Genomic DNA, 19774 nt, shown 5'->3' with positions numbered 1-19774 from the left:
TTCATTTTTCAAGATCGTAAATCAGCCCTTCCTCCGTTATCCTCGCATGCCGGTTTAACCTGTGTTTTCTGGTAGTTGTCAGATCGATGACGTGAATAACCTCAAATCCCAGCACGGCGACGAAATAGTCAGAAAGGAACATCCTGTGGCATTTCCAGTAGAGCTTCTCGGCACACATGATGGCAACCCTTTTCCCTCTTGCCATTTCCGCAAGCATCTCGGCAGCAAGTCTGAACTCTTCCGTGAGCATGTGGTCTGCGTAATTTCTGAAACCCTCGCTTTCTATTGCTCTGTTTGGCGAGTTTTCGAGGACTTTTCCTCTGTAGCCTCCGAGCTTTTCGAACCAGACGTATTCGATTCCGTTGTCTGGTAGTGCTTTTTCGAGGTACTCCTTTCTGAAGTGGTCAAACTTTGACCCTGGAAACCTCCTGACGTCGGCGAGAACGGCTATTTTGAATCTTTTCAGGATTCTGAGGAATTCGTCAAAGCTCCTGTTCGAGTGGCCGAAAGTGTAAATTGTTGGGTTTTTGGACATTACGGAATTTGGTCTGAACATGGAGACTTAAAGATTTCACAGCCTCTGGCGATTGGAAATAATACTGTGCTGATCTCTTTTGTTTTGAAGTAAAAATTACTGTTTTGTTTCTGGGATGGTATGAATGGATGGCAAATGATTTAGATACAGCATTGTAACACATAAGTCTACCAACATGCTGGCTGACTTTCTCCTTCCGTGGGCGTTTGGAAGCCAGTACTCCCCTCTTTTCTACTCGTTAGTAACTAATGGGATCGCCTTGGTGGCTTATTCCTCCATCAGCAAAACGAGGTTTGCCAGTAAAAACAGAGTGCTGGCGGTCTTGTTCATTTTATGGCTTTTGAATCTGGCTGGTTTTGGACTGGCAGTATTCGTCTACAGAGTTGAAAGCATCCTGCTCTGGAAACTCACGGGCGATTACAGAGTGATGAGCGACATGGTTAAAATTACCGTTCTGGGTGTTTCGGGTAAAACAGTAAGCAACCTTCTTTTCTCACTTGCAAGCATCCCGGGAAGTGTTCTTATGGGCTACACATCTTGCTATGCGTATCTGCAGGCTGACAAAAAGAAGGTAATTGTCTACTGGATTCTGATAAACTTCCTGGTCACCTATGCTGTTGTAAGTCGAGGCTTCTGCGGATATGCCCCCTGGAAGTGCTGAAAGCCACAGCATAGGTCACACGGGTGCGCACCATGGCAACACTCATGCACCATTCTGAAGAGGGCGGGAGAACATCGTGGATATCTCACTCTCCATGAAGCAAGATTGAGAGACTCTCAATCTGGCATTACGATAGCATCAGAAGATTTAACCTTTTCAACCAAAAGTTCAGGATTTGAACATAAAGTAAAAGAGCCACGGGCGGGATTTGAACCCGCGACCTCGTGCTTACCAAGCACGCGCTCTACCTGCTGAGCTACCGTGGCCTGCTATGAAGGTAGGGGCTTAGTTTTAATAAATTTGCGGTATGGCTATCTCCCCCAGCGAGGGTGTGATGGAGGAAACGGAGTTCACGCTGCGCCAGGGTGGCCGTGAATCAGGGCAATTCACAGCATTGCGGACCTGACACACCTGCATGAAATCCAGCCATTTCTGTTTAGCAATTGCACACATGTGAAAAATAAAACAGATCAGAAAAATTTATTATCTCACGGTAATTCCCTCACTGAATGCTCGAAGTTAGAAAAGTGCAGAAAACACTCGGAAGTTTTCGCTTGGAGAACATATCCTTTACAGCAGGCAAGGGGGAAATCTTCGGCATCCTTGGGCCGAACGGAGCTGGAAAAACAACAACCCTGAGAATTGTGGCCGGGATTCTGAAGCCAGATTCCGGAGAGGTCTCATTCTCAGGAAAAAGCCCCGAAGAGTTCAGAGATTCGATCGGATATCTGCCGGAAGAGAGAGGACTCTACAGAAAGTGGAAGGTCAGAGAGGTTTTGAGATATTTTTCGGATCTTAAAGGCGTTAGCGCTGACACGGACTACTGGCTTGAGAGGTTTGGGCTTGCGGACCATGCCAGCAAGAGGATAGAGGAGCTCTCAAAGGGAATGCAGCAGAAGGTTCAGCTGATAGCTGCCATACAGCACGATCCGGATCTGGTCATACTGGACGAGCCCTTCTCTGGACTCGATGCCGTGAACATCAACCTCGTCATGGAACTCGTGAGGGAGATGAGGGAAAGGGGCAAGTGTGTGGTAATCTCCACCCACATCCTGAACCTTGCGGAAAGACTGTGCGACAGGGTCCTGCTGATCAACAGGGGCATGGAAATACTCTCCGGCAGGATTGACGAGCTTTCTGGCGAGGAAATCTGCGAGGTGGAGTACGTCAGGAATGGAAGAATCGTGAAGGAGGTCACGGACAGGAGCCTGAGGGAGCTGCTCGATCTGGGGTATGATATCGTGTCGTACAGGAGGCGAAGACTGTCGCTGGAAGAAATCTTCCTCAGGGAGGTTGGAATATGAAGAAAGCCCTCGTCGTGGCGAAGCAGGAGATCAGGGTGAACGTGAGGAGGAAGGGGTTTATACTCGGAGTGGTGGGGCTGCCACTCCTGATTCTGGCGTCCTTTTTCATTCCACTGCTTTTCATAGAAAACCTAACGCTACCAGAAGTTTTCAAAGCTGGTGTTGTGGATAAAGCCGGGATTTTAAATCAAAGCGAAATTTTTGTTGACAAAGAGGAAAAACCCCTCCTGAACGCATCGAAAAAAATGAGGGTTGACTTCGTGAAGTTTGATAGCCAGAAAGAGGCCGAAAGGGCGTTTGAGGGTGGAGAGATCGACGCCTACTATGTGATTCCAGAGAACTTTGAGGAAACCTTTACGATACTCAGGAAAACCCGTGGACTTGTCGATGCCGACGAAGCCCTCGAGCGGGCAATCGCGACGAATTATGGAGAGATGGCCTACAGGTTTGCCGTGGGAATAAGCTTTGAGGATATGGGCAAAGGTTCGAGGGAGCTGGACTTTCTGGCGTCAATGTTCCTCCCCCTCCTGCTGTTCGTGGCAATCTTCTCCTCCTCAGGGTACCTGATGCAGGGCATAGTTGAGGAGAAGGAAAACAGAGTGATGGAGATACTGCTGTCCTCAGCTTCGCCTGAAGAGGTGTTTGCCGGAAAGTTCATCGGAAATGCCGTTACCGGGCTGATACAGGCATCGGTGTGGCTTGGGCTCGCAAGCTTCGCCTCCACGATCCTTGCAGTTATGAGGCTCATCAGCCTCTCAGCAATACTGGTGTCTGTCGTGTACTTCATCCTCGGCTACCTCCTTTATGCATCAATCCTTTCCGCCATAGCATCGGTCTCCAGCACCCTGAAGGAAGCCCAGCAGGCCACGTCAGCCATAGTGTTTATCGGCATCTTTCCTGCGCTGTTTCTCGGGCAGATGATCTCATTAAATCCGGATGCGCCGGTCTTCCGGGCAATCGCTCTCTTCCCTCTGACAGCTCCGGCACTCATGCCCTCACTCTACATCTCAGGCTCGGCATCCATCGCTGACGTTGTGGCAGGGATGCTGTTGCTGCTCGCCACCTCACTCGTAACACTGAAACTCTCTGCAAAGGTGTTCAGGTTTTATGCCCTGGCATGCACGAAGCCCCGCTGGAAAGAAGTTCTCAGAAGTGCCATTAAAGTTCGCGGAGAGTGATGCCCAATTTTTCCAAGGATTTTTCGTGTCAGTTTCTGACCAAAATCCTTAAATAACCAACGCAGACTTACCATGTATTGCCGACGGTCATAGGGACGGGGGAAACACCCGGACTCATTCCGAACCCGGAAGTTAAGCCCTGTCCCGTTCCGCGTTGTACTGCCTTCCGAGAGGGGGCGGGAAGCGCGGAAACTGTCGGCACCCTTTCCTTCTGTATTTAGAGTCTTCGGTGATTTTGCAGGACAATTGAGCTTATATCTGGCCATCCACAGTTCCTCGGATCACTGGACTTTCCAAAAATGTGAAAAAAATATTCTGAGAAATGTCAGATTCTTCTTCTGTCAATCACTCTCTTGGCCTTGCCCTCAAACCTCTGAAGCGTTCCGGGATTCACAACTTCAACCTTGGCCCACACATTCAAAACGCTTTTCAGTCTTTCAGAGATCATCTTCTCAAGCTCAAGGACGTCAGAAGTCCTGTCAATTCTCGCTCTCTCGCTCAGTTCAACCTGTATGGTCATCTCGTCAAGCCCACTTTCAGCCCTCTCGAGAATTATCATGTAATGTTCGCCCACCTCCGGAACCTGCATGAGAACATGCTCTATCTGGCTCGGAAAGACATTGACTCCCCGGACAATTATCATGTCGTCAGCTCTTCCAAGAATTCTCATTATTCTCGGATGTGTTCTTCCACACGCACATTTTTCCTCCTCAAGGACGGTTATATCTCCTGTCTTCCACCTTATCAGAGGCAGGGCTTCCTTGCTCAGTGTGGTTATCACAAGCTCGCCCTTTTCGCCTTCGCCCACCTGTTCTCCGGTCTCGGGGTCTATAACCTCTATCAGAAAGTGGTCTCCCCAGATGTGTATCCCGTTTTTCTCCACACATTCCGTAAACAGCGGCCCGCTGAGCTCAGAAGTCCCGTAAACATCATAAGCCTCAATTCCGGTTTTGTTCTCTATCCTCTTCCTCGTCTCCTCGCTCCAGGGCTCAGCACCAAATATGCCCATTCTGAGCTTAGTGTCGCCCGATATATCCACTCCCATTTTCTCGGCCTGCTCCGCAAGGTAGAGCATGTAGGATGGTGTGCAGGCTATCACTGTCGTATTCAGATCCTTCATAAGCTCGATCTGCCTTGCAGTATTTCCTGCTGAGATTGGAATCACAGCAGCACCTATCCTCTCCCCTGCATAGTGAAATCCCAGCCCTCCGGTGAATAGGCCATAACCGTATGCTATCTGCATCACGTCCTCCCTTCTGACCCCACTGGCAACGAGGCTCCTTGCGAGACTCTCAACCCAGACATTCAGATCATTCTGAGTGTAGCCTACGACTGTCGGTTTTCCGGTGGTTCCGCTTGAGGCGTGGAACCTCACAACATGCGAGAGTGGAACGGCAAACATACCGGTGGGATAGTTATCTCTCAAATCCTGCTTTTTCGTGAAGGGCAATCTGTGCAGGTCTGAAAGACCTTTAAAATCTGCCGGATGTATTCCTGCCTCTTTGAACGTTTTTCTGTAAAACGGAGAGTATTCATAAACGTAACTCACAAGAGACCTGAGCTTCCGTTCCTGGAGTTCTTTAAGATCACCCTTAGGCATCGTTTCAACAAATGAATTCCAGTACATGATATTGCCAAATATTAGCACAATTTAAACGTTTTGATTGTTTCTCAGTTTTGCCAAAAAGCCCACGACACTGGGTATGTCTGGAATTACAGCTATTGGTTCCCTGAATCTCCCATATAAAACCACCAAATGATCTGCAATTCTGTATCCATGGATTCTGTCCCACCTCGTCAGCTTTCCGTCAATTACAATACCCTCCTCAGCCAGAACAGTTTTTTGGGAGAGTCTTCCAGTACTCCCTCCAAGAAAAGCCACATACACTGCCGGAAAAATCAAGCTGTTGACGTATCTCTCCGTAATCCATGAAAAAAGCAAGCCCGGAACCAGATAAACCATGGCAATTATCCAGAAAAACTCAAGTCTGATGATTGTCCTGATGACGTCACCCGGTTTAACCTGTGTTTCAGCAATAGGCCGAATTGAAACATCTTCGACCCTGACACTTTCTTTTTCGACTTTGAAAACCACAAAAATCACTGTAAGGAGAGATGCAATGAAAATCAGCACCGATACAAGAAGTTCCGCCATACCAAACGCCCGATATGTGGCGTATGCAAGCAGAAACCCGGAAAATGCGAAAAAGGAGATTCCTGAAACGAGCATGATTTTGTGCTTTGCAGACATTGAGTACCTGATTTCTTTTACATGCACAAAGAAAATTTGTTTTCTCAATATATAGTTTTACCTGGTCTTTTTCAGCCTCTCTTTCAGACTCTCTGACTCCTCCCAGCTCTCTTCAACCTTTCTCACGATGTCCAGAATCCTCTCAATCTCCACATCGACCTTCTCGAAGACATTCTGACAGAACATCTCGGAAAAACCTCTGATTGCTGTGAGCGGGTTTCTTATTCGGTCAACGAGTGTCATCATGTGTCGTATGTTCTCGTCGAGCTGTTTCAGAACGAGGTCTTTCTCCCTTTCCACCTCTATGCTGTGCATGGCAAAAGCGATATCCTCGGCGAGTGTCTCGAGCAGTCTGACCTCTCTGCCCGTAAGTCTCGATTTACTCTGTATTGCCAGCACACCCCTGATCCTGCCTTCATACATCATGGGAAACACGTAACTGTGAAATCTGCCACCCGCATCGACATGCGGACATTTTCTTGGATGCCTCTCAGGAGGAAAGTGGCGCATTTGCATTGATTCCAGGGCGCTCTTAATGCAGAGATACCTTGTAAGGTCTTCCCGGCTTTTTATGGTTCTCGCCCCGCCTCCGTAAGCCACAATACCGTCGTCTGAAAAAACCGCCACCATTACGTTAAGGTAGTCTCCAAGCACATCAACAGATTTTCGGACAAGTGTATCCAGGTCTTTTTCCCTGAGCATCAGCTCGTTAATTCTGCTAATTCTTTTCAGAAGCCTGTAGGCTCTGATGAGCTGCTTTTCCCTTTTCTTCAGCTCCTTTTTTATGTAATATTCCTTGTAAAGGGCAAAAATTGAAACAACTGCCAGTATTGAGAACCCGATGTACACCCACTTCGGTATCTCTTCCTCCCCATAACCGCCAACCCATTTATCGAGACTTGAATAGTACACGGAACCGCTGTTGTTTTTCAGTTCGGCAAGGTGAAAATCTATCGCCCTGAGCAGATGTTCATTGCCCTTGGATGATGCAAATTTCAGCTCAACAGGTGAAAAAACGATGGATGTCATCTTCAGACCGTACTTCTTGCAGTACATTTCCCCAAACAGCCGCGACACTACTCCAACATCAGCCTTTTTGTTCTTTACAGCCTCAAGAACATCCCCGTAATCGCCAACAACATCAACAAAATCACATTCCAGCCCAAAGGATCTGATCAGACCCTTCAGATTCTCAAAATACACGTCATCCTTGACACCCGCAATTGTCAGCCCATCAAGGTCAAGGATTGAGTCAAGCCCAGACCTGGCACAGACCACGCCCCAGTTGGAGATTACAGTTTCATTGCCAAAGCTCAGAACTTCCGCCCTCTCCTGCGAGTAGGCGACATCGGGCATCAGGTCAATCTCGCCCTTCTGAAGCTTGTCAAGCAGTACAGGAAAGGTGGAGTGAACGTATTCTATTTCCCAGCCCTCTTTCTTTGCCACATATTCAAGCAGGTCTATGAACAGACCTTTTGCCTCCCCATTCTCATAGAACACCAGAGGAGGGTTGTTATAAACGCCTACTTTAACATCTACGGCGGTTACAGGCAGAATGAGAAAAATCAGGAGGATGAACGTGAGGAGGGCCGGCTTCATCATTGCGGAGTATCGTTTGCAATATTTTATAGTTTTTCATTCTTAATGGCTTTTTTAAATATTGGTAAATATGGTAAACGTTATTAAAAACCCCGGCAAAAACACAGTCGTGGACATCGTATTTGGAGGAGGAAAATACGGGCTTGAGGCTGCGAGATACCTCATGTCCGAAGGCAGGGAGTTTGTGGTTATTGATGTTGACGAGAACTGTCCTGTGAGGGCGAAGTTTGACCTGCCAGAGTACCGGAAGGGAACAAGAAAAAGCTCGTTTATGAAGGGCGGAATTAAAGAGCTCATTGACGTATTTTTCGACCTCCAGCCGGAATACGTCTTTCCCACCGCCCCGGTACACATGGCAGGAGCACTTCTGATGGAGCATCTCGATCTTGAAATCTGGTATGAGGGCATAGATTCTGTCCTTTCAGGACTCCCGGTGAAACTCGTGGTATCTGCAGGCAGAGGGAGTGTGGTGGTGAGCTACAACAGGGACAGGGAGTGTATTCCAGAGTGCAGGGCTCCAGACGTCTGCCCGGTTACTGGAATAAAGAAACCGGCACCCATGTACGACCTCGTGAGGTTCGCAATTCCCGACGGATTTGTCATCGAGAGCCATTATCTGCAGCCCGGTCTGGGTGCCATAAAGGGGGAAAAACTCAGAGAGCTCATTGAGTGGGCAGAAAACAGAGATTCAGTTCTCGTTGCGACTGCATGCAGATGTCATGGCGTGATAACGGCCCTGAGGAGGGCTGGAAGATGAAAATCGTTACATTCAACGTCAATTCAATCAGGGCGAGGCTGCACATCGTTATTCCCTGGCTCAAAGAGAACAGGCCGGACATATTCTGCATGCAGGAGACGAAGGTCGATGACAGAAACTTTCCCGAAAGCGAGTTTTCCAGAGCCGGATATCAGGTCTACTTCTCCGGCATAAAGGGCAGGAATGGCGTTGCGATAGCAACGCTCCACGAGCCTGAAGAGGTTCTCATCGGGATGAACGGGGAAGAGAGGGACAGGGTGATCACTCTGAAGTTCGATAACCTTGCGGTCACGAACGTTTACGTTCCCCAGGGGCAGAGCATAGATTCCGAAAAATACAGGTACAAGCTCGACTTTCTGAGGAGGTTCAGGGACTATTTGAGGGAGATCGTGGACTTCAGCGGTTATCATGCGGTCTGCGGAGACATGAACGTTGCGCCCGAGGATATAGACGTTCACAGCCCTCAGAGGCTCGGGAAGCATGTCTGCTTCCACATCGATGCAAGGAACGCATACAGGGAGATACTGTCCATGGGCTTCGTTGACCTCCTCAGAAAGTTTCACCCGGAGGAGAGGGTTTACACTTTCTACGACTACAGGGTCAGGAACGCGATAGATAAGGGCCTGGGATGGAGGGTTGATGCAATACTCACAACTTCAAGGCTTGCAGGGAGGTGCAGGGACTGCTATGTGGATATTAAACCGAGGCTCATGGATAGGCCGAGCGACCACCTGCCCTTAATAGCGGAGTTCGACCTATGAAGCTGTTCGAGAATATTTACGCCTACACCTGGGGAAGCGCCTTCTACGACTCATCCAACAGCTACGTGATTTCAGATGGTGAGACAGCAATCATCGATCCCGGCACCTACAAGAGCTACACCAACCTGTTCGGCCTGCTGAAAAACGACGGGGTCGGGAGCATAGATTACGTGCTCAACACGCACCTCCACAAGGACCACTGCGAGAGCAACCAGATGTTCATGCGGAAAGGTGCATTGCTGGGTTTTGACGAGAGGGACAGGACCATTTCCCAGTTTGGCTTTTCATCAGACCTTAAACTCGGAAAGAGGTTTGTTGTGGGCAATACAGAGGTTGAGATTATCCGAACACCCGGACACTCTCCTGGGAGCCTCACTTTCTACATTCAGAAATATGGCGTGGCAATAACCGGTGATCTGATTTTCGAAGGTGGAATTCCAGGCAGGTTTGACCTGTATGGAGGTGACAGGCACGAATTCGTGCAGTCACTCGAAAAACTCAGAGAGCTTGATGCAGAGTACATTCTGCCAGGGCATAAGAGAATAATGAAGGGCAGAAAAGGGATAGATTCAATGCTTGAAGGGGCCATTGAGATTGTTGGGCTGTACTGAATTCAAAAAATAAATAAAAAATCAATTGCCTCTCCTCAGGACATATAACCCAACCATAAGTCCAACAGCGGCAAGTATCAGCTCAAATCCCGGTGTTTTTACCTCCTTCTCCTGTTTTTGTGTTTCCTCAGCTGCAGGTGTTGAGACCGGCTCCGGGGTTGAGGTGTGTTCAGGGGTCGGAGTGGGTGTTGGAGACGATTGTGCGGGGGCTGGAGTCTCGACAGGCTTCAGTTCCTCCAGATTGCCCAGCATGAGTTCTCCGGTCAGCTGGGTCATGGCTGCAACCTGCCTGTAGAACAGATCCCTGTCAAACTTTTCAATTCCTGCTGAGGTTGCCCAGTAAGCCCCCTGGGTGCCCATTGTGGCAAACGCCGGAATCTTCCACTTCCTCGCTATCTTGCCCATTCCGTACCATATTCCCTGTGATTCCCCATGCACTCCGGGCCTGTCAACACACTGAACCTGTACCCTCGGCCACCCGCTTTCCTTGACAGCCTTGATGGCCATATCTATGAGCTTCTGGTTGTTCTGGGTCCAGAGGAACGATGGCTCAACGAGCCCGGTTGGCTCGAACTTATTGCCGATTTCACGGTACTCAACCTGGCCCAGATGCTCCATTGCAATGAGGCCAACGATCTTTTCCTTAATCTCTGGATGGTTTTCCAGCCAGTCATATTCTGCCCACTTCTCTTCTTTGCCCGGCATGTAATGTCTCGAATCGAGGTAAATCATCAGGGTTCTCGGTCTTTCGTCCTGCGGTATATGGGAGAAGTAACCAACAACTCCCAGCAGTCCGAGAGCACCGTTTTCCTGAGAGATTGATGGCCCGTCGGTGTGCGTAATCAGCAGTATTATCTCGTCATCAGGAGTCCCGTAGTTTTTGCCCGGAAGGAATCCTATGAGCTGGTAAACCTCAGCGGGTTCTTCTCTGGCAACCAGTCTCAGGGTTGCCTCCTTTCCTTCGAGAGCTGCCTGCTTTACCGTCTCCCCGGCCTCTCTATCCAGTAACAGGGTTGGAACACCTGGCACAGATGACGGAACGGGAAACGTGTAGAGCCCGGCTGCTCTGTCATAGCTCATGTTGAATATCACCACCCCACCGGCAGCCTTGCCCTCTGACATTATCTTGGCAAAGCTCCTTACCTGATTGAGCTGATACCACACATCCAGTGAAACGGTCAGGTTTGTCGAGACGGGAGTGTGGATCGGCGGAAAAGTCTCTGGATCAGAAAGGTACTCGTAGTCATTGAAGGTGAACAGTGCCAGATACTTCGGGCTGTAGGGTGGCTTGGGGTGAGGCGCAATGGAGAAAACAACGATCTTGCCTTCAATGGATTCAGGAGGATTTGCAGGGCCATAATACACGAGGGGGGCAGTAATCCCATCTTCATCCGTTGAACCGGAATAAGCAGAATAGCTGGCCACTCTGATCTTCTCTCCATCCACGTAGAGACTCCACCCGCTGTCGTCAGGCCATTCTGTTGTGTACCATCTCGTGTACGTCCAGTTGTTCTTGACGATGTCCACAACACCGTATTCTTTCAGCTTGTCTTCCAGAAAGTCCATGTAGCTCTGCCATGCCGGGCTCCCTGCGAAGGTTGGTCCCCATGAGTCTTTCATCTCATGCCATCGGTAGAACTCGTCTGCAGAGATCATCCACTCAGGATTGATGTTGTTAATGTAATACCCATACGATTCCTCTGCTCCAGCAGCACTTACAGCAGCAAGAGCCACAGCTATGGCCAGAAAAGTGCCGATAGAAGCTCCTTTCAACAAAACGCCGTAATTTCTTTTGGACACAGTACCACCACTGTTCCGACATATTGGAACTATAATATTTAAAAATTACTGAATCAGAAACCGAAATCCGGACGGACAAAATTACGCATATCCTGAAACCAGTACAATTTGTATTACTATCGTAATACAAAAATTAAGCTTATATTTCCTCATGCAGATTTCCAGTCATGGCGTACAGCTACATGTTCGAGTGCGAGGTTGGCGGAGGCCTTACGCATTACGTCATGCCCGGGGAGGAGTCCCCGTTCTAATTTTTTGAGGTGGGCTTATGGAAACCATAGAGTTCAGCGGATTTAAGGTTGCCATAGATCCTGAAACCAACTTCTGGGCAATTTACGAAGAAATCCTGCCCGAGGAGATACTGAAGTTCCATGAAGAAAACAGGAAGGCGCTCACAGAGAGGATGAAGAAATACAGATTTGATGTTGATTTCAACACTGCATACATAAACCCCACAGAGAGGTGCAACGCAAACTGTTCCTACTGCTACATTCCTCCAGAAATAAGAAACAGGGGTAGAGAGATGGACTATGAAACTCTAAGGGATATTCTGGAAAGACTGGAAACGCTGGGAGTCAGGAACATAATCTTCCACGGTGCTGAACCTCTGATTGTTAAGGATAAGATCTTCAAAGCGATTGACGAATTTGATTACAGGTTTGGCATCCAGACAAACGGCTTTCTGCTTGAAAGTCATGATGTTGAATTCCTCGTTGAGAGGAATGTGAATGTGGGCCTATCATTCGACTCTCCAAGACGGGAAACTGACGACTTTTTACGGGGGAATGGACACCACAGAAAAATTGTTGAGCTGCTTGATATGTTTAACGGCTACGCGAACCTGAACATCATTACAACGATAAACCGTCATAACTATACCCACTTAGCTGAAATGGTGGATTTTCTGGCAGGAAAGGTTAGACTTGTTCTGATGAACCCCGTCAGGGGGACGAGCGAGGGGGGCAGGTCATTGAGACCGGATCCCCTTGAGGCTGCCGAACACTTTATTGATGCCGTTGAAAGAGCGATATGGCATACAAAGAACGGCAGGAGAATCGTTATTGGAGATTTTGCAAACATACTGCTCGGGATCATTGCTCCGTATTCAAGAGTGCTCCAGTGCGACATATCTCCATGTGGAGGAGGAAGAAGGTTTATATCAATAACTCCCGGCGGAATTTTCCCGTGCGGAGAATTTATTGGAATGGAACAGTTCAGAACAGATCTCGGAAATCTTGAAAATGCAACAAATCATTTCCAGGAGATAAGAAACAGGACCGTGGAAAATATCGAGGAATGCAGGGAATGCACCTACAGAAACATCTGCGGTGCACCATGTCCGGCAGAGGTGTATGCTGAAGCCGGGACGATGCTGGAAAAGAGTCCGTTCTGTGAGTTTTACAAAAAAATCATAGAGCATGCATTCAGGGTAATTCATCGCGGAGACGTTGAACACGTGATAAACCTAAAGGGTTTGAGAAAAATCTACGAAATTGAGTTTGAGAAATGATGACTGAAAGTTTAATATATTAAAAGTTCAAGGGAATTATTGGTGGGTGAAAATGATCGGTGAAGTGTCATCAGTTCTTGGACTGCGAGTTTACACGGATGAGGGGAGGTATGTCGGCAGAGTGGCAGACATTTCAATAGATATCGAGGCGAGACAGGTCAAGGGACTGGCGATTGTTGACGTGAACAGGATGCTGATAAACACAAGAGCAAACGGGGTCATAATTCCGTACAGGTTCGTTAAAGCTGTTGGAGATATCGTTATTATCAAAGATCTTTTCAGGAAGATGGAGAGGAAGAAGAACGAGGAAGATGGTTAAATTATCTCAAGTTCAACTTCTAAAACTTCCCGTTCCAGCACATAGCCCCGAATTTCTTTTCTGGATGAGATTATCCAGAGGCCGGGGAAGTTCTTCATCCCCTGGATGTCTTTTGCTGAGGGGGTGGCGTTCTGCAGGTGTGTGTGCCAGACGCCTACAACTTCCAGGTTTTTTTCTTCAGCTTCTTCAAATGCCTTCAGAGACTCCAAAGGAGATAGCTCAAACTCAACAGGAGATTTTCTGATATTCTCTATTTCAATCGCCTGCAGAACCACGTCTCCTCTGCCAAAAAGAAGCCCGCACCGTTCGAAATCGCTTTGTACCACAGACCTCAAAAAATCCCAGACTTTTTTTGAAATTTTGAACTTCACGACCATATCTTCAGAGAGCTGCAATAAAAAATTTTAGAGAATTTTCACTCCTGGAAGGTTTCCAAGATACAGCAGCAGAAGAGAGGCGAAAACGGGCTGATGTACGAGATATATCTTCAGAGTATGTCTTCCAAGAGCGGATACCATCCCGGAAACGGGATTTTCAGGGAATATGAAGTCAAATCTTCTGATGCCATCTGGATAAAAAATCGCTCCTGTTCCCACCCCCAGCAGGAAAACACCAAACCAGGGGAATACCGGGAAGTAGTCAAAGGTGAAAAACGGCACGGGAGTTATGCCCAGAGGTAGAAGCAGAAGGTTCTCCGAGTGCAGCCCCTCAACCAGAAACTTGCCTGCAAAAAACGGAATTGCAAGAAAAAGGTTGTAAGACCCAAATTTCAGGAAAGGAATGGCGAGAAGGCCCGCAACAGCAAGAAAGTGAAGAACTCCGAAGTAAATCGTCCCCTCTTCAAGAAAAATTTTTGTGAATACTGTTATTGCCAGCCCGAGTCCGAAAAGCCTGAAGAACCTCTTTAAAAATTTTGACACTGAGGCGTGAAAGTGAGACATCCATGCGGAAACCCCCGAAATGAACACAAACATTGAGGCGGTCAGCAGGGCAAACACTCTCCAAAAAGTCTGATACTGATCATATCCTGCGAAATACTGTAAATCGGTCACAAAATTGGATACCAGCATCATAATCAGAGCGATACCCCTGAAAAAGTCAATTTCAACATATCTTGTCCGTTTTTTATGGCCGGTGTGTGAAGCTGAAGGTTTTGCCATCTCTTCCATGGTCATTTCAGACATCCCGCATATTTCTTAAGGTTATTGTCATCAGAAGCAGTAAAAGAAAACTCTTAAATACTAACCCTCGATAGAGCCTTCAAATGTATGAACAGATATGATGTCATAATTGTCGGAGCCGGTCCGGGCGGCCTTTTTTCAGCATACAAGTTAGCTGGGAAAGCCAGGGTCGCTGTTTTCGAAATGGGACGGAGCATTGAAAGAAGAAAATGTCCAAGTGACCTCTCTGAAAGCTTCTGCCTCAAATGCAACCCGTGCAATGTTACTGCCGGAGTGGGTGGTGCAGGAGGACTTTCAGACGGTAAACTGAATTACGTGCATCCCAATTTCCCGGAGAGCTTTACAGTTGGTGGAGACTTTCTGGGACTCGTTGATGAAAACTACCTCATCGAAAAGATGGACGAGGTGGACAGAATATTCCTCGAACATGGTGCGCCTGATGAACTGTACGGCGATAACGTGGATGAGCTGCTCAGTTTGATGAGAAGGGCAAATTCCGCAGGAATAGAATTTGTACCCCTCAGACAGAGACATGTGGGCAGCGATGAGCTGCCAAAGGTTATCGGAAGCATGGAGGACTACCTCTCCGGAAACGGGATTGAGATACACACCAACACGACGGTTGTCAACATTGACCCAAAGGAGAAGAAAGTGGTTACACAGGATGGGAAGGAGTATTTTTACGAGTACCTCATAATCGGCGTTGGAAGAGGAGGTGCAGAATGGCTCGAAAAGTGGGTCAGAGATTATGATTTTGCAATAAGCAGGGAAGCCAAGGCAATAGACGTCGGCGTCAGGGTTGAGGTGCCTGCAACGATAATGGACGAGATAACATCGATAATCTACGATCCCAAGCTCAGGATAACGACGAAGAAGCATGACGACTACATGAGAACCTTCTGCACCTGCCCGAGGGGGTGGGTGATCAGGGAGGACTACGGAGAGTTCAGTCTCGTCAACGGCCACAGCAAGGCGAAGGAGAAGACGAACAACAGCAATTTCGCTCTGCTCGGCCACTACGTGTTCACAGAACCTTTCGACATGCCAAACGAGTGGGGGAGGGACCTTGCGAAGATAACAACGAAGCTTGGTGGAGGCAACCCGCTCGTTCAGAGACTCAAGGACCTGAGGCTTGGAAGGAGAAGCACTGAATTGAGAATCAAAAACAACAGGCTGCTCAAGCCCACGCTCAAAACAGCAGTTCCGGGAGACATAAGCCTGGCTTATCCCGGCAGAGTCGTGGACGACATCATTGATGCCCTTGAGCAGCTCGACAAGGTTATTCCAGGCGTGGCAGACGACTCAACCCTGCTCTACGCCCCGGAAATCAAGTTCTATTCCCTCAAGCTTGAGATAAGTCCTGAGATGGAGACAAACATCCCCGGCATCTATGCGATAGGAGATGGAGCCGGGATAAGCAGGGGAATAGTCGGTGCGGCAGTAACCGGGCTGATTGCTGCCGAGAGCATCCTCAGGAGGATGAGGAAATGATAGACGAGGCGAGAAAGATTGCAGAGAGCTATGAGGACATCACCGTAGGCATCTTTGGCTCCCACTCCGCCAAGGAGACGGGGATGGCCGCAAAGGCCTTCGGGCTGAAGACTGCAGTTGTGGTTCAGAAGGGGAGGGATAAGCTTTACACGGAGTACAACCGCCACCTGTTTGACGAGGTAATTCTGCTCGACAGTTTCAGAGACCTTGTCAACAGGGAGGTTCAGGAGACGCTCATTGAAATGAACACGGTCTTCATCCCCAACAGGAGCTTCGCGGTCTACGTTGGCTATGACGCCATAGAAAGGGAGTTCAGGGTGCCAATCTACGGGAACAGGTACCTGCTGAGGGCAGAGGAGAGAAACTACGAGAGAGGACAGTACTACCTGCTGGAGAAAGCCGGCCTCAGGTATCCTAAGGAGTTCAGAAGCCCCGAGGAGATAGACAGACTTGTGGTGGTCAAGGTTCAGCAGGCGAAGAATCCTCTCGAGAGGGCGTTTTTCTACGCAAACTCTCCCGAAGACTACTACAGGCAGGCGGAAAAGCTTCTGAAGGAAGGAGTTATAGACGAGGAGGGGCTTGAAAAAGCCAGAATCGAGGAGTACGTTCTTGGAGCTCGTTTTAACGCAAACTTTCACAGCTACGCTCTGAAGGACGTTTTCGGTAACTTCGATTTTGTGGGCTTTTCAGACAGAAGACAGGTGAACCTTCAGGGCTTCCTGAATCTCCCAGCAAAGGATCAGCTCAAGATAGACGTGCCCGTTAAAAACGAGGAGATCGGGCATTTTGGAGTTACGATGAGAGAGAGCAAGCAGGAGATGGTTTACGAAGCTGGAGAGAGATTCATAGAGGCGTGCATGAGGGAATACCCTCCGGGCATAATCGGCATGTTCGGGCTGCAGGGGGCCATCGCATACTCGCCTGAAGATGAGACGAGGCTGGAGTTCGTGATTTTCGATGTCTCAATGAGGGTGCCGGGCGATCCGGCTATAGGTCCAACCTCTCCCGAAATGAGGAACCTGAGCCTGAAGCACGGAGTCAAAATCGAGGATCCGCTCGATTTAACGATGATCGAGCTGAAAAAAGCAGTTGAGACAGGAAGGCTGAGCGAGACCGTAACCTAACTCCTTCTTTTTATGTGAATCAGGAGAAGGACGAAGGAGACTGTTATCAGCGCTGTGGCTATGTAAAACATCACTTCTGCACCACTCAGAGCCCTGGCAGCTTCCAGTGCAGGAGTTTTGATGGGGGTTAAAGCTGGTGTCGGACTGGGTGTGGCTGCTGGAGTGGGCACAGGCGTGGGAGTGGGCGTTGCTGTTGGAACTGGTGTGGGTGTAGGCGTCGCTGCAGGGGCTGGAGTGGCTGCCGGTTGCGGAACAGCCTTCTCCACAACCTCCGGAGTGGGGGTTCCCGTGACCCCGTAGGCTGGAGCCTCTTTCTGCGCTCTCATGCCACTCAGGAACGAAAGCACCAGCATGACAATTCCCGAAATGAACGCAGCTACCGAGGCGAAAAGCTCTATCGCCGGCCTTCTTGCCTTTTCCGGCATCACGACCCTCAGGCCTTCGGGTGTGATCTCGTAGTATATCCACTTCCTGCCCTCGTCCACCCTTCTTATCAGCCCTGCCTTCTCAAGCTTCTCCAGATGCTCCTTCACGCTTGATTTCGAAATACCGATCTCCTTTGAAAGCTCGCTTAACGTTTTTCTCCGATCTGCAATACTTTTCAGAATCTCCATCCTGGTTTCCGACGAAAGAAGGAGAAGTGTTTCTCGATCAAGGCTGATCCTCACCGTAATGCCTTTGTGAGAAAGAATTTAAAGGATTTGGAAATGTTAGTTTTTATAAAAATTGAAAAATTAATATTCATTCATTAAAAGTTACAAGAGTATATAAAAACACTAATCAATAAATATCCCAATAAGAGAACAACCAGAAACAAAGTATACCCAACATTATAGATCACAAAATCTTGGGCTTTTTTCACGAAATTTGCTTTTTCTTCGATAATTCTTTGGTTGGAATAACTATAGTCAAGTAGTTTTTTAATATAGTGTTTTCTCAACTCTTTATATCTGATACTTACTCTAAAATCGCGAGGTAGTTCTGAATAATCTCCCTGAATACCGTGTGCTTCTTTAATAATTTTCCCAGGATCAGGAATTAAGTATGCAAGCGTTCTTACTCTTAGTGCTTTAATTGAAAAGTACATTCCAAAAATCAACAAAATCAAACTTACACTTATCGCAATTAAGAAAATAGGGAAATACGTATTAAAGAAGTTGAAAACAACCGGCAATGTGGCCAAGTCTGCAGCCATCATTAAAAGTATAGTTCGACAAATCATATCCGCTTTGTCATCGATGACATTCTTTCTTTTCCAATTGTGATCAAAAAACCATTTTGATAAATCATAAATCAAATTTTCAGGATCTTCTTTCGTACGTCGTTTGTATTTCATATACTCTACTTTTTAGATTATTGTTACTATTTTAAACTTTCTGTTTGATTTTCAATAGATATAATCCAATATCCTCAAAATATTTTTAAGATTATGTCGAATTTAAGACCTCCCTCTTCCCCTCCTGGTACTTCTCGTAAAGCAGTATTCCGAAGCCGTAGAGGAAGATCACCATGCCTGCGATTTTTGCAGATGGAGAAAACCACAGGATGAGCCCAACGACGATTAAGTCCTTTACCCTGTTTCTTCTGCCCTCTTCAAGGCTCTTCGCTGGATTCAACACTGACAGCAGCAGGACAATTATGAATACCACGAACAGGACTATTATCATCTCGTTAGCTCCGAAGGATACCATCTAACCACCTCCCACCGGCACGGGGGTTCCTGCAGGAACGGGCTTAACGGGCTGGTAGCACACCACGGCCTTCTTCACGTCTCCGGCCTTAACCACGAAAACCCTCGTTTCATTCAGAGTGGTTCCGTCAAGGTAACAGACCTCCTCGCTGCCCTTAACAATTCTGTCAAACCTGCACAGCTCCTCTCCCTTAGCGCTCACCACGACGTCGCTCAGATCCTCTCTTGCGGTGATTATTATGGCGTTTTCAACACACCTCGCCCAGAGAGGTTCCTGAATCCCACCACCCCTTTCCATGCTCTTCTTAATCTCTAAGTAGAACCCTATTGCGGCAATGCCTATGAGCAGAACTCCGACAGCAAGGATCACCGAGCTTAGTCTTGTCAGTTCAGTCTTTTGCTTTCCATCTGTCATCCACAAAATAATCGATTCAAAAATATTTAAAATTTTCCTGTTTTTATAAGATTTTATACTGCGAAGCTTTTTCTCGATTTTTCCCATGTTAGAGACAGAGACAATTGCAGGGTTCTGCCAGACTGATTCACACACGTGTGCTGATGGAAAAAATTTAAATTGCATCAGATTCAATACCTTCAAAAACTCTGGAGGTAATGCTCATGAAACAGCAGGCAGAAGTCAGACAGCTTAGAGAGGGAGGTTATGTCGTAATCGACGATGAACCATGTGAAATTCTCAGCATCTCGGTCAGCAAACCGGGAAAGCATGGAGCTGCGAAGGCGAGAATTGACGCCATCGGCATTTTTGACAGGCAGAAGAGAAGCATCGTTCAGCCGGTTACAGCGAAGACATACATCCCGATCGTGGAGAGAAAAAGGGCTCAGGTAATAAGCGTCTCAGGCAATATTGCTCAGCTGATGGACCTCGAGACGTATGAGACTTTCGAGCTTGAGTTTGGAGATGAGGTGGCAGATAAGGTTCAGCCAGGTAACGAAATCGTGTACATAGAATCTCTCGGAAAGAGGAAGATAGCGGAGAAGTAA

Annotated in this window: 22 protein-coding genes, 1 tRNA gene and 1 rRNA gene; 12 read left to right on the top strand and 12 right to left on the bottom strand. The window is 47.9% G+C overall.

Features of this window, described 5'->3' with window-relative positions; genetic code table 11:
• Position 1 precedes the first annotated feature (1 nt).
• Entirely contained in the window at positions 2–535 is a 534-nt protein-coding gene (locus GACE_RS09700) for a DUF488 family protein (protein ID WP_048093075.1), read from the bottom strand.
• 175 nt (positions 536–710) lie between these two features.
• Here GACE_RS09700 and GACE_RS09695 point away from each other — a divergent pair, with 175 nt between their 5' ends.
• The gene (locus tag GACE_RS09695) at positions 711–1196 is read left to right on the top strand and encodes a hypothetical protein (protein WP_148305964.1); all 486 of its coding nucleotides are present in this window, start codon (positions 711–713) and stop codon (positions 1194–1196) included.
• Between the two features lie 193 nt (positions 1197–1389).
• On the opposite strand, the gene GACE_RS09690 is transcribed toward GACE_RS09695, so the two are convergent.
• Positions 1390–1462, bottom strand: a tRNA-Thr gene (locus GACE_RS09690).
• Positions 1463–1705: 243 nt separating this feature from the next.
• Here GACE_RS09690 and GACE_RS09685 point away from each other — a divergent pair.
• From GACE_RS09685 to rrf, 3 genes are all read left to right on the top strand, one after another.
• Positions 1706–2500: an ABC transporter ATP-binding protein gene (locus tag GACE_RS09685; protein WP_048093070.1), complete on the top strand. Its 795-nt coding sequence runs from the start codon at positions 1706–1708 to the stop codon at positions 2498–2500.
• Entirely contained in the window at positions 2497–3678 is a 1182-nt protein-coding gene (locus tag GACE_RS09680) for an ABC transporter permease (protein WP_048093068.1), read from the top strand. Before GACE_RS09685 ends, GACE_RS09680 begins: the two co-directional genes overlap by 4 nt.
• Before the next feature lie 79 nt (positions 3679–3757).
• A 5S ribosomal RNA gene (rrf, locus tag GACE_RS09675) occupies positions 3758–3879 on the top strand.
• A 124-nt stretch (positions 3880–4003) separates the two neighbouring features.
• On the opposite strand, the gene GACE_RS09670 is transcribed toward rrf, so the two are convergent.
• From GACE_RS09670 to GACE_RS11245, 3 genes are read right to left on the bottom strand one after another with little or no spacing between them, the layout of a single operon-like run.
• The gene (locus GACE_RS09670) at positions 4004–5305 is read right to left on the bottom strand and encodes a phenylacetate--CoA ligase family protein (RefSeq protein ID WP_048093066.1); all 1302 of its coding nucleotides are present in this window, start codon (positions 5303–5305) and stop codon (positions 4004–4006) included.
• Between the two features lie 24 nt (positions 5306–5329).
• Positions 5330–5956, bottom strand: a complete 627-nt coding sequence (locus GACE_RS09665) for a hypothetical protein (RefSeq protein WP_048093064.1) — start codon at positions 5954–5956, stop codon at positions 5330–5332.
• A 30-nt stretch (positions 5957–5986) separates the two neighbouring features.
• Positions 5987–7531 carry a transporter substrate-binding domain-containing protein gene (locus GACE_RS11245; protein ID WP_084063713.1) on the bottom strand — a complete coding sequence of 515 codons (1545 nt, stop codon included), beginning with the start codon at positions 7529–7531 and terminating at the stop codon, positions 5987–5989.
• A 106-nt stretch (positions 7532–7637) separates the two neighbouring features.
• On the opposite strand from GACE_RS11245, the gene GACE_RS09655 reads away from it, so the two are divergent.
• From GACE_RS09655 to GACE_RS09645, 3 genes are read left to right on the top strand one after another with little or no spacing between them, the layout of a single operon-like run.
• Entirely contained in the window at positions 7638–8285 is a 648-nt protein-coding gene (locus GACE_RS09655) for a hypothetical protein (protein ID WP_048093860.1), read from the top strand.
• The gene (gene xth / locus GACE_RS09650) at positions 8282–9046 is read left to right on the top strand and encodes an exodeoxyribonuclease III (RefSeq protein WP_048093062.1); all 765 of its coding nucleotides are present in this window, start codon (positions 8282–8284) and stop codon (positions 9044–9046) included. Before GACE_RS09655 ends, xth begins: the two co-directional genes overlap by 4 nt.
• A complete protein-coding gene (locus GACE_RS09645) occupies positions 9043–9657 on the top strand; it encodes an MBL fold metallo-hydrolase (protein WP_048093060.1) in 615 nt (204 codons plus the stop codon). Before xth ends, GACE_RS09645 begins: the two co-directional genes overlap by 4 nt.
• 21 nt (positions 9658–9678) lie before the next feature.
• Here GACE_RS09645 and GACE_RS09640 read toward each other — a convergent pair whose 3' ends face one another.
• A complete protein-coding gene (locus tag GACE_RS09640) occupies positions 9679–11457 on the bottom strand; it encodes a hypothetical protein (RefSeq protein WP_048093058.1) in 1779 nt (592 codons plus the stop codon).
• A gap of 268 nt (positions 11458–11725) precedes the next feature.
• On the opposite strand from GACE_RS09640, the gene cbpB reads away from it, so the two are divergent.
• Both cbpB and GACE_RS09630 read left to right on the top strand, forming a co-directional pair.
• Positions 11726–12967, top strand: coding sequence for a peptide-modifying radical SAM enzyme CbpB (cbpB, locus tag GACE_RS09635; protein ID WP_048093057.1), 1242 nt, complete (start codon positions 11726–11728; stop codon positions 12965–12967).
• Between the two features lie 52 nt (positions 12968–13019).
• A complete protein-coding gene (locus GACE_RS09630) occupies positions 13020–13286 on the top strand; it encodes a PRC-barrel domain-containing protein (RefSeq protein ID WP_048093858.1) in 267 nt (88 codons plus the stop codon).
• Here the strand turns inward: GACE_RS09630 and GACE_RS09625 are convergent.
• Together GACE_RS09625 and GACE_RS09620 are read right to left on the bottom strand one after the other, a co-directional pair.
• Positions 13283–13657 carry a Mov34/MPN/PAD-1 family protein gene (locus tag GACE_RS09625; RefSeq protein WP_158413833.1) on the bottom strand — a complete coding sequence of 125 codons (375 nt, stop codon included), beginning with the start codon at positions 13655–13657 and terminating at the stop codon, positions 13283–13285. The two genes, GACE_RS09630 and GACE_RS09625, sit on opposite strands and share 4 nt — an antisense overlap.
• Positions 13658–13690: 33 nt before the next feature.
• A complete protein-coding gene (locus GACE_RS09620; protein ID WP_318249203.1) occupies positions 13691–14461 on the bottom strand; it encodes a heparan-alpha-glucosaminide N-acetyltransferase in 771 nt (256 codons plus the stop codon).
• A 93-nt stretch (positions 14462–14554) separates the two neighbouring features.
• Here GACE_RS09620 and GACE_RS09615 point away from each other — a divergent pair, with 93 nt between their 5' ends.
• Together GACE_RS09615 and GACE_RS09610 are read left to right on the top strand one after the other, a co-directional pair.
• Positions 14555–15958 carry an NAD(P)/FAD-dependent oxidoreductase gene (locus GACE_RS09615; RefSeq protein ID WP_048093054.1) on the top strand — a complete coding sequence of 468 codons (1404 nt, stop codon included), beginning with the start codon at positions 14555–14557 and terminating at the stop codon, positions 15956–15958.
• Complete coding sequence (locus GACE_RS09610) at positions 15955–17082, top strand: formate--phosphoribosylaminoimidazolecarboxamide ligase family protein (RefSeq protein WP_048093053.1); 1128 nt, start codon at positions 15955–15957, stop codon at positions 17080–17082. The genes GACE_RS09615 and GACE_RS09610 overlap by 4 nt, the downstream gene beginning before the upstream one ends.
• Here the strand turns inward: GACE_RS09610 and GACE_RS09605 are convergent.
• From GACE_RS09605 to GACE_RS09590, 4 genes are all read right to left on the bottom strand, one after another.
• Positions 17079–17750 (bottom strand): ArsR family transcriptional regulator, encoded by a 672-nt coding sequence (locus tag GACE_RS09605; RefSeq protein ID WP_052400274.1) that lies wholly within the window; start codon positions 17748–17750, stop codon positions 17079–17081. The genes GACE_RS09610 and GACE_RS09605 overlap by 4 nt on opposite strands.
• An 80-nt stretch (positions 17751–17830) precedes the next feature.
• Positions 17831–18418 carry a hypothetical protein gene (locus GACE_RS09600; RefSeq protein ID WP_048093050.1) on the bottom strand — a complete coding sequence of 196 codons (588 nt, stop codon included), beginning with the start codon at positions 18416–18418 and terminating at the stop codon, positions 17831–17833.
• 91 nt (positions 18419–18509) lie between these two features.
• The gene (locus GACE_RS09595) at positions 18510–18773 is read right to left on the bottom strand and encodes a hypothetical protein (protein WP_148305963.1); all 264 of its coding nucleotides are present in this window, start codon (positions 18771–18773) and stop codon (positions 18510–18512) included.
• Positions 18774–19187 carry a hypothetical protein gene (locus GACE_RS09590; RefSeq protein WP_048093046.1) on the bottom strand — a complete coding sequence of 138 codons (414 nt, stop codon included), beginning with the start codon at positions 19185–19187 and terminating at the stop codon, positions 18774–18776. It abuts the gene before it with no gap.
• A 203-nt stretch (positions 19188–19390) separates the two neighbouring features.
• Here GACE_RS09590 and eif5A point away from each other — a divergent pair, with 203 nt between their 5' ends.
• A complete protein-coding gene (gene eif5A / locus GACE_RS09585) occupies positions 19391–19774 on the top strand; it encodes a translation initiation factor IF-5A (RefSeq protein WP_048093854.1) in 384 nt (127 codons plus the stop codon).

It is taken from the genome of Geoglobus acetivorans, assembly GCF_000789255.1.
Taxonomy (GTDB): Archaea; Halobacteriota; Archaeoglobi; order Archaeoglobales; family Archaeoglobaceae; genus Geoglobus; species Geoglobus acetivorans_B.
Note: the sequence above shows the minus strand (reverse complement) of the source record. Positions and strands in the feature narration are given on the sequence as shown.

Bases quoted from the DNA above. Each gene is read 5' to 3' on its own strand.
- GACE_RS09600 (WP_048093050.1), bottom strand. From the start codon at position 18,418: ATGAAATACAAACGACGTACGAAAGAAGATCCTGAAAATTTGATTTAT.
- GACE_RS09645 (WP_048093060.1), top strand. From the start codon at position 9,043: ATGAAGCTGTTCGAGAATATTTACGCCTACACCTGGGGAAGCGCCTTC.
- GACE_RS09610 (WP_048093053.1), top strand. From the start codon at position 15,955: ATGATAGACGAGGCGAGAAAGATTGCAGAGAGCTATGAGGACATCACC.
- GACE_RS09630 (WP_048093858.1), top strand. From the start codon at position 13,020: ATGATCGGTGAAGTGTCATCAGTTCTTGGACTGCGAGTTTACACGGAT.
- xth (WP_048093062.1), top strand. From the start codon at position 8,282: ATGAAAATCGTTACATTCAACGTCAATTCAATCAGGGCGAGGCTGCAC.
- GACE_RS09615 (WP_048093054.1), top strand. From the start codon at position 14,555: ATGAACAGATATGATGTCATAATTGTCGGAGCCGGTCCGGGCGGCCTT.
- GACE_RS09670 (WP_048093066.1), bottom strand. From the start codon at position 5,305: ATGTACTGGAATTCATTTGTTGAAACGATGCCTAAGGGTGATCTTAAA.
- cbpB (WP_048093057.1), top strand. From the start codon at position 11,726: ATGGAAACCATAGAGTTCAGCGGATTTAAGGTTGCCATAGATCCTGAA.
- GACE_RS09680 (WP_048093068.1), top strand. From the start codon at position 2,497: ATGAAGAAAGCCCTCGTCGTGGCGAAGCAGGAGATCAGGGTGAACGTG.
- eif5A (WP_048093854.1), top strand. From the start codon at position 19,391: ATGAAACAGCAGGCAGAAGTCAGACAGCTTAGAGAGGGAGGTTATGTC.
- GACE_RS09590 (WP_048093046.1), bottom strand. From the start codon at position 19,187: ATGACAGATGGAAAGCAAAAGACTGAACTGACAAGACTAAGCTCGGTG.
- GACE_RS09685 (WP_048093070.1), top strand. From the start codon at position 1,706: ATGCTCGAAGTTAGAAAAGTGCAGAAAACACTCGGAAGTTTTCGCTTG.
- GACE_RS09700 (WP_048093075.1), bottom strand. From the start codon at position 535: ATGTCCAAAAACCCAACAATTTACACTTTCGGCCACTCGAACAGGAGC.
- GACE_RS11245 (WP_084063713.1), bottom strand. From the start codon at position 7,531: ATGATGAAGCCGGCCCTCCTCACGTTCATCCTCCTGATTTTTCTCATT.
- GACE_RS09620 (WP_318249203.1), bottom strand. From the start codon at position 14,461: ATGACCATGGAAGAGATGGCAAAACCTTCAGCTTCACACACCGGCCAT.
- GACE_RS09595 (WP_148305963.1), bottom strand. From the start codon at position 18,773: ATGGTATCCTTCGGAGCTAACGAGATGATAATAGTCCTGTTCGTGGTA.
- GACE_RS09695 (WP_148305964.1), top strand. From the start codon at position 711: ATGCTGGCTGACTTTCTCCTTCCGTGGGCGTTTGGAAGCCAGTACTCC.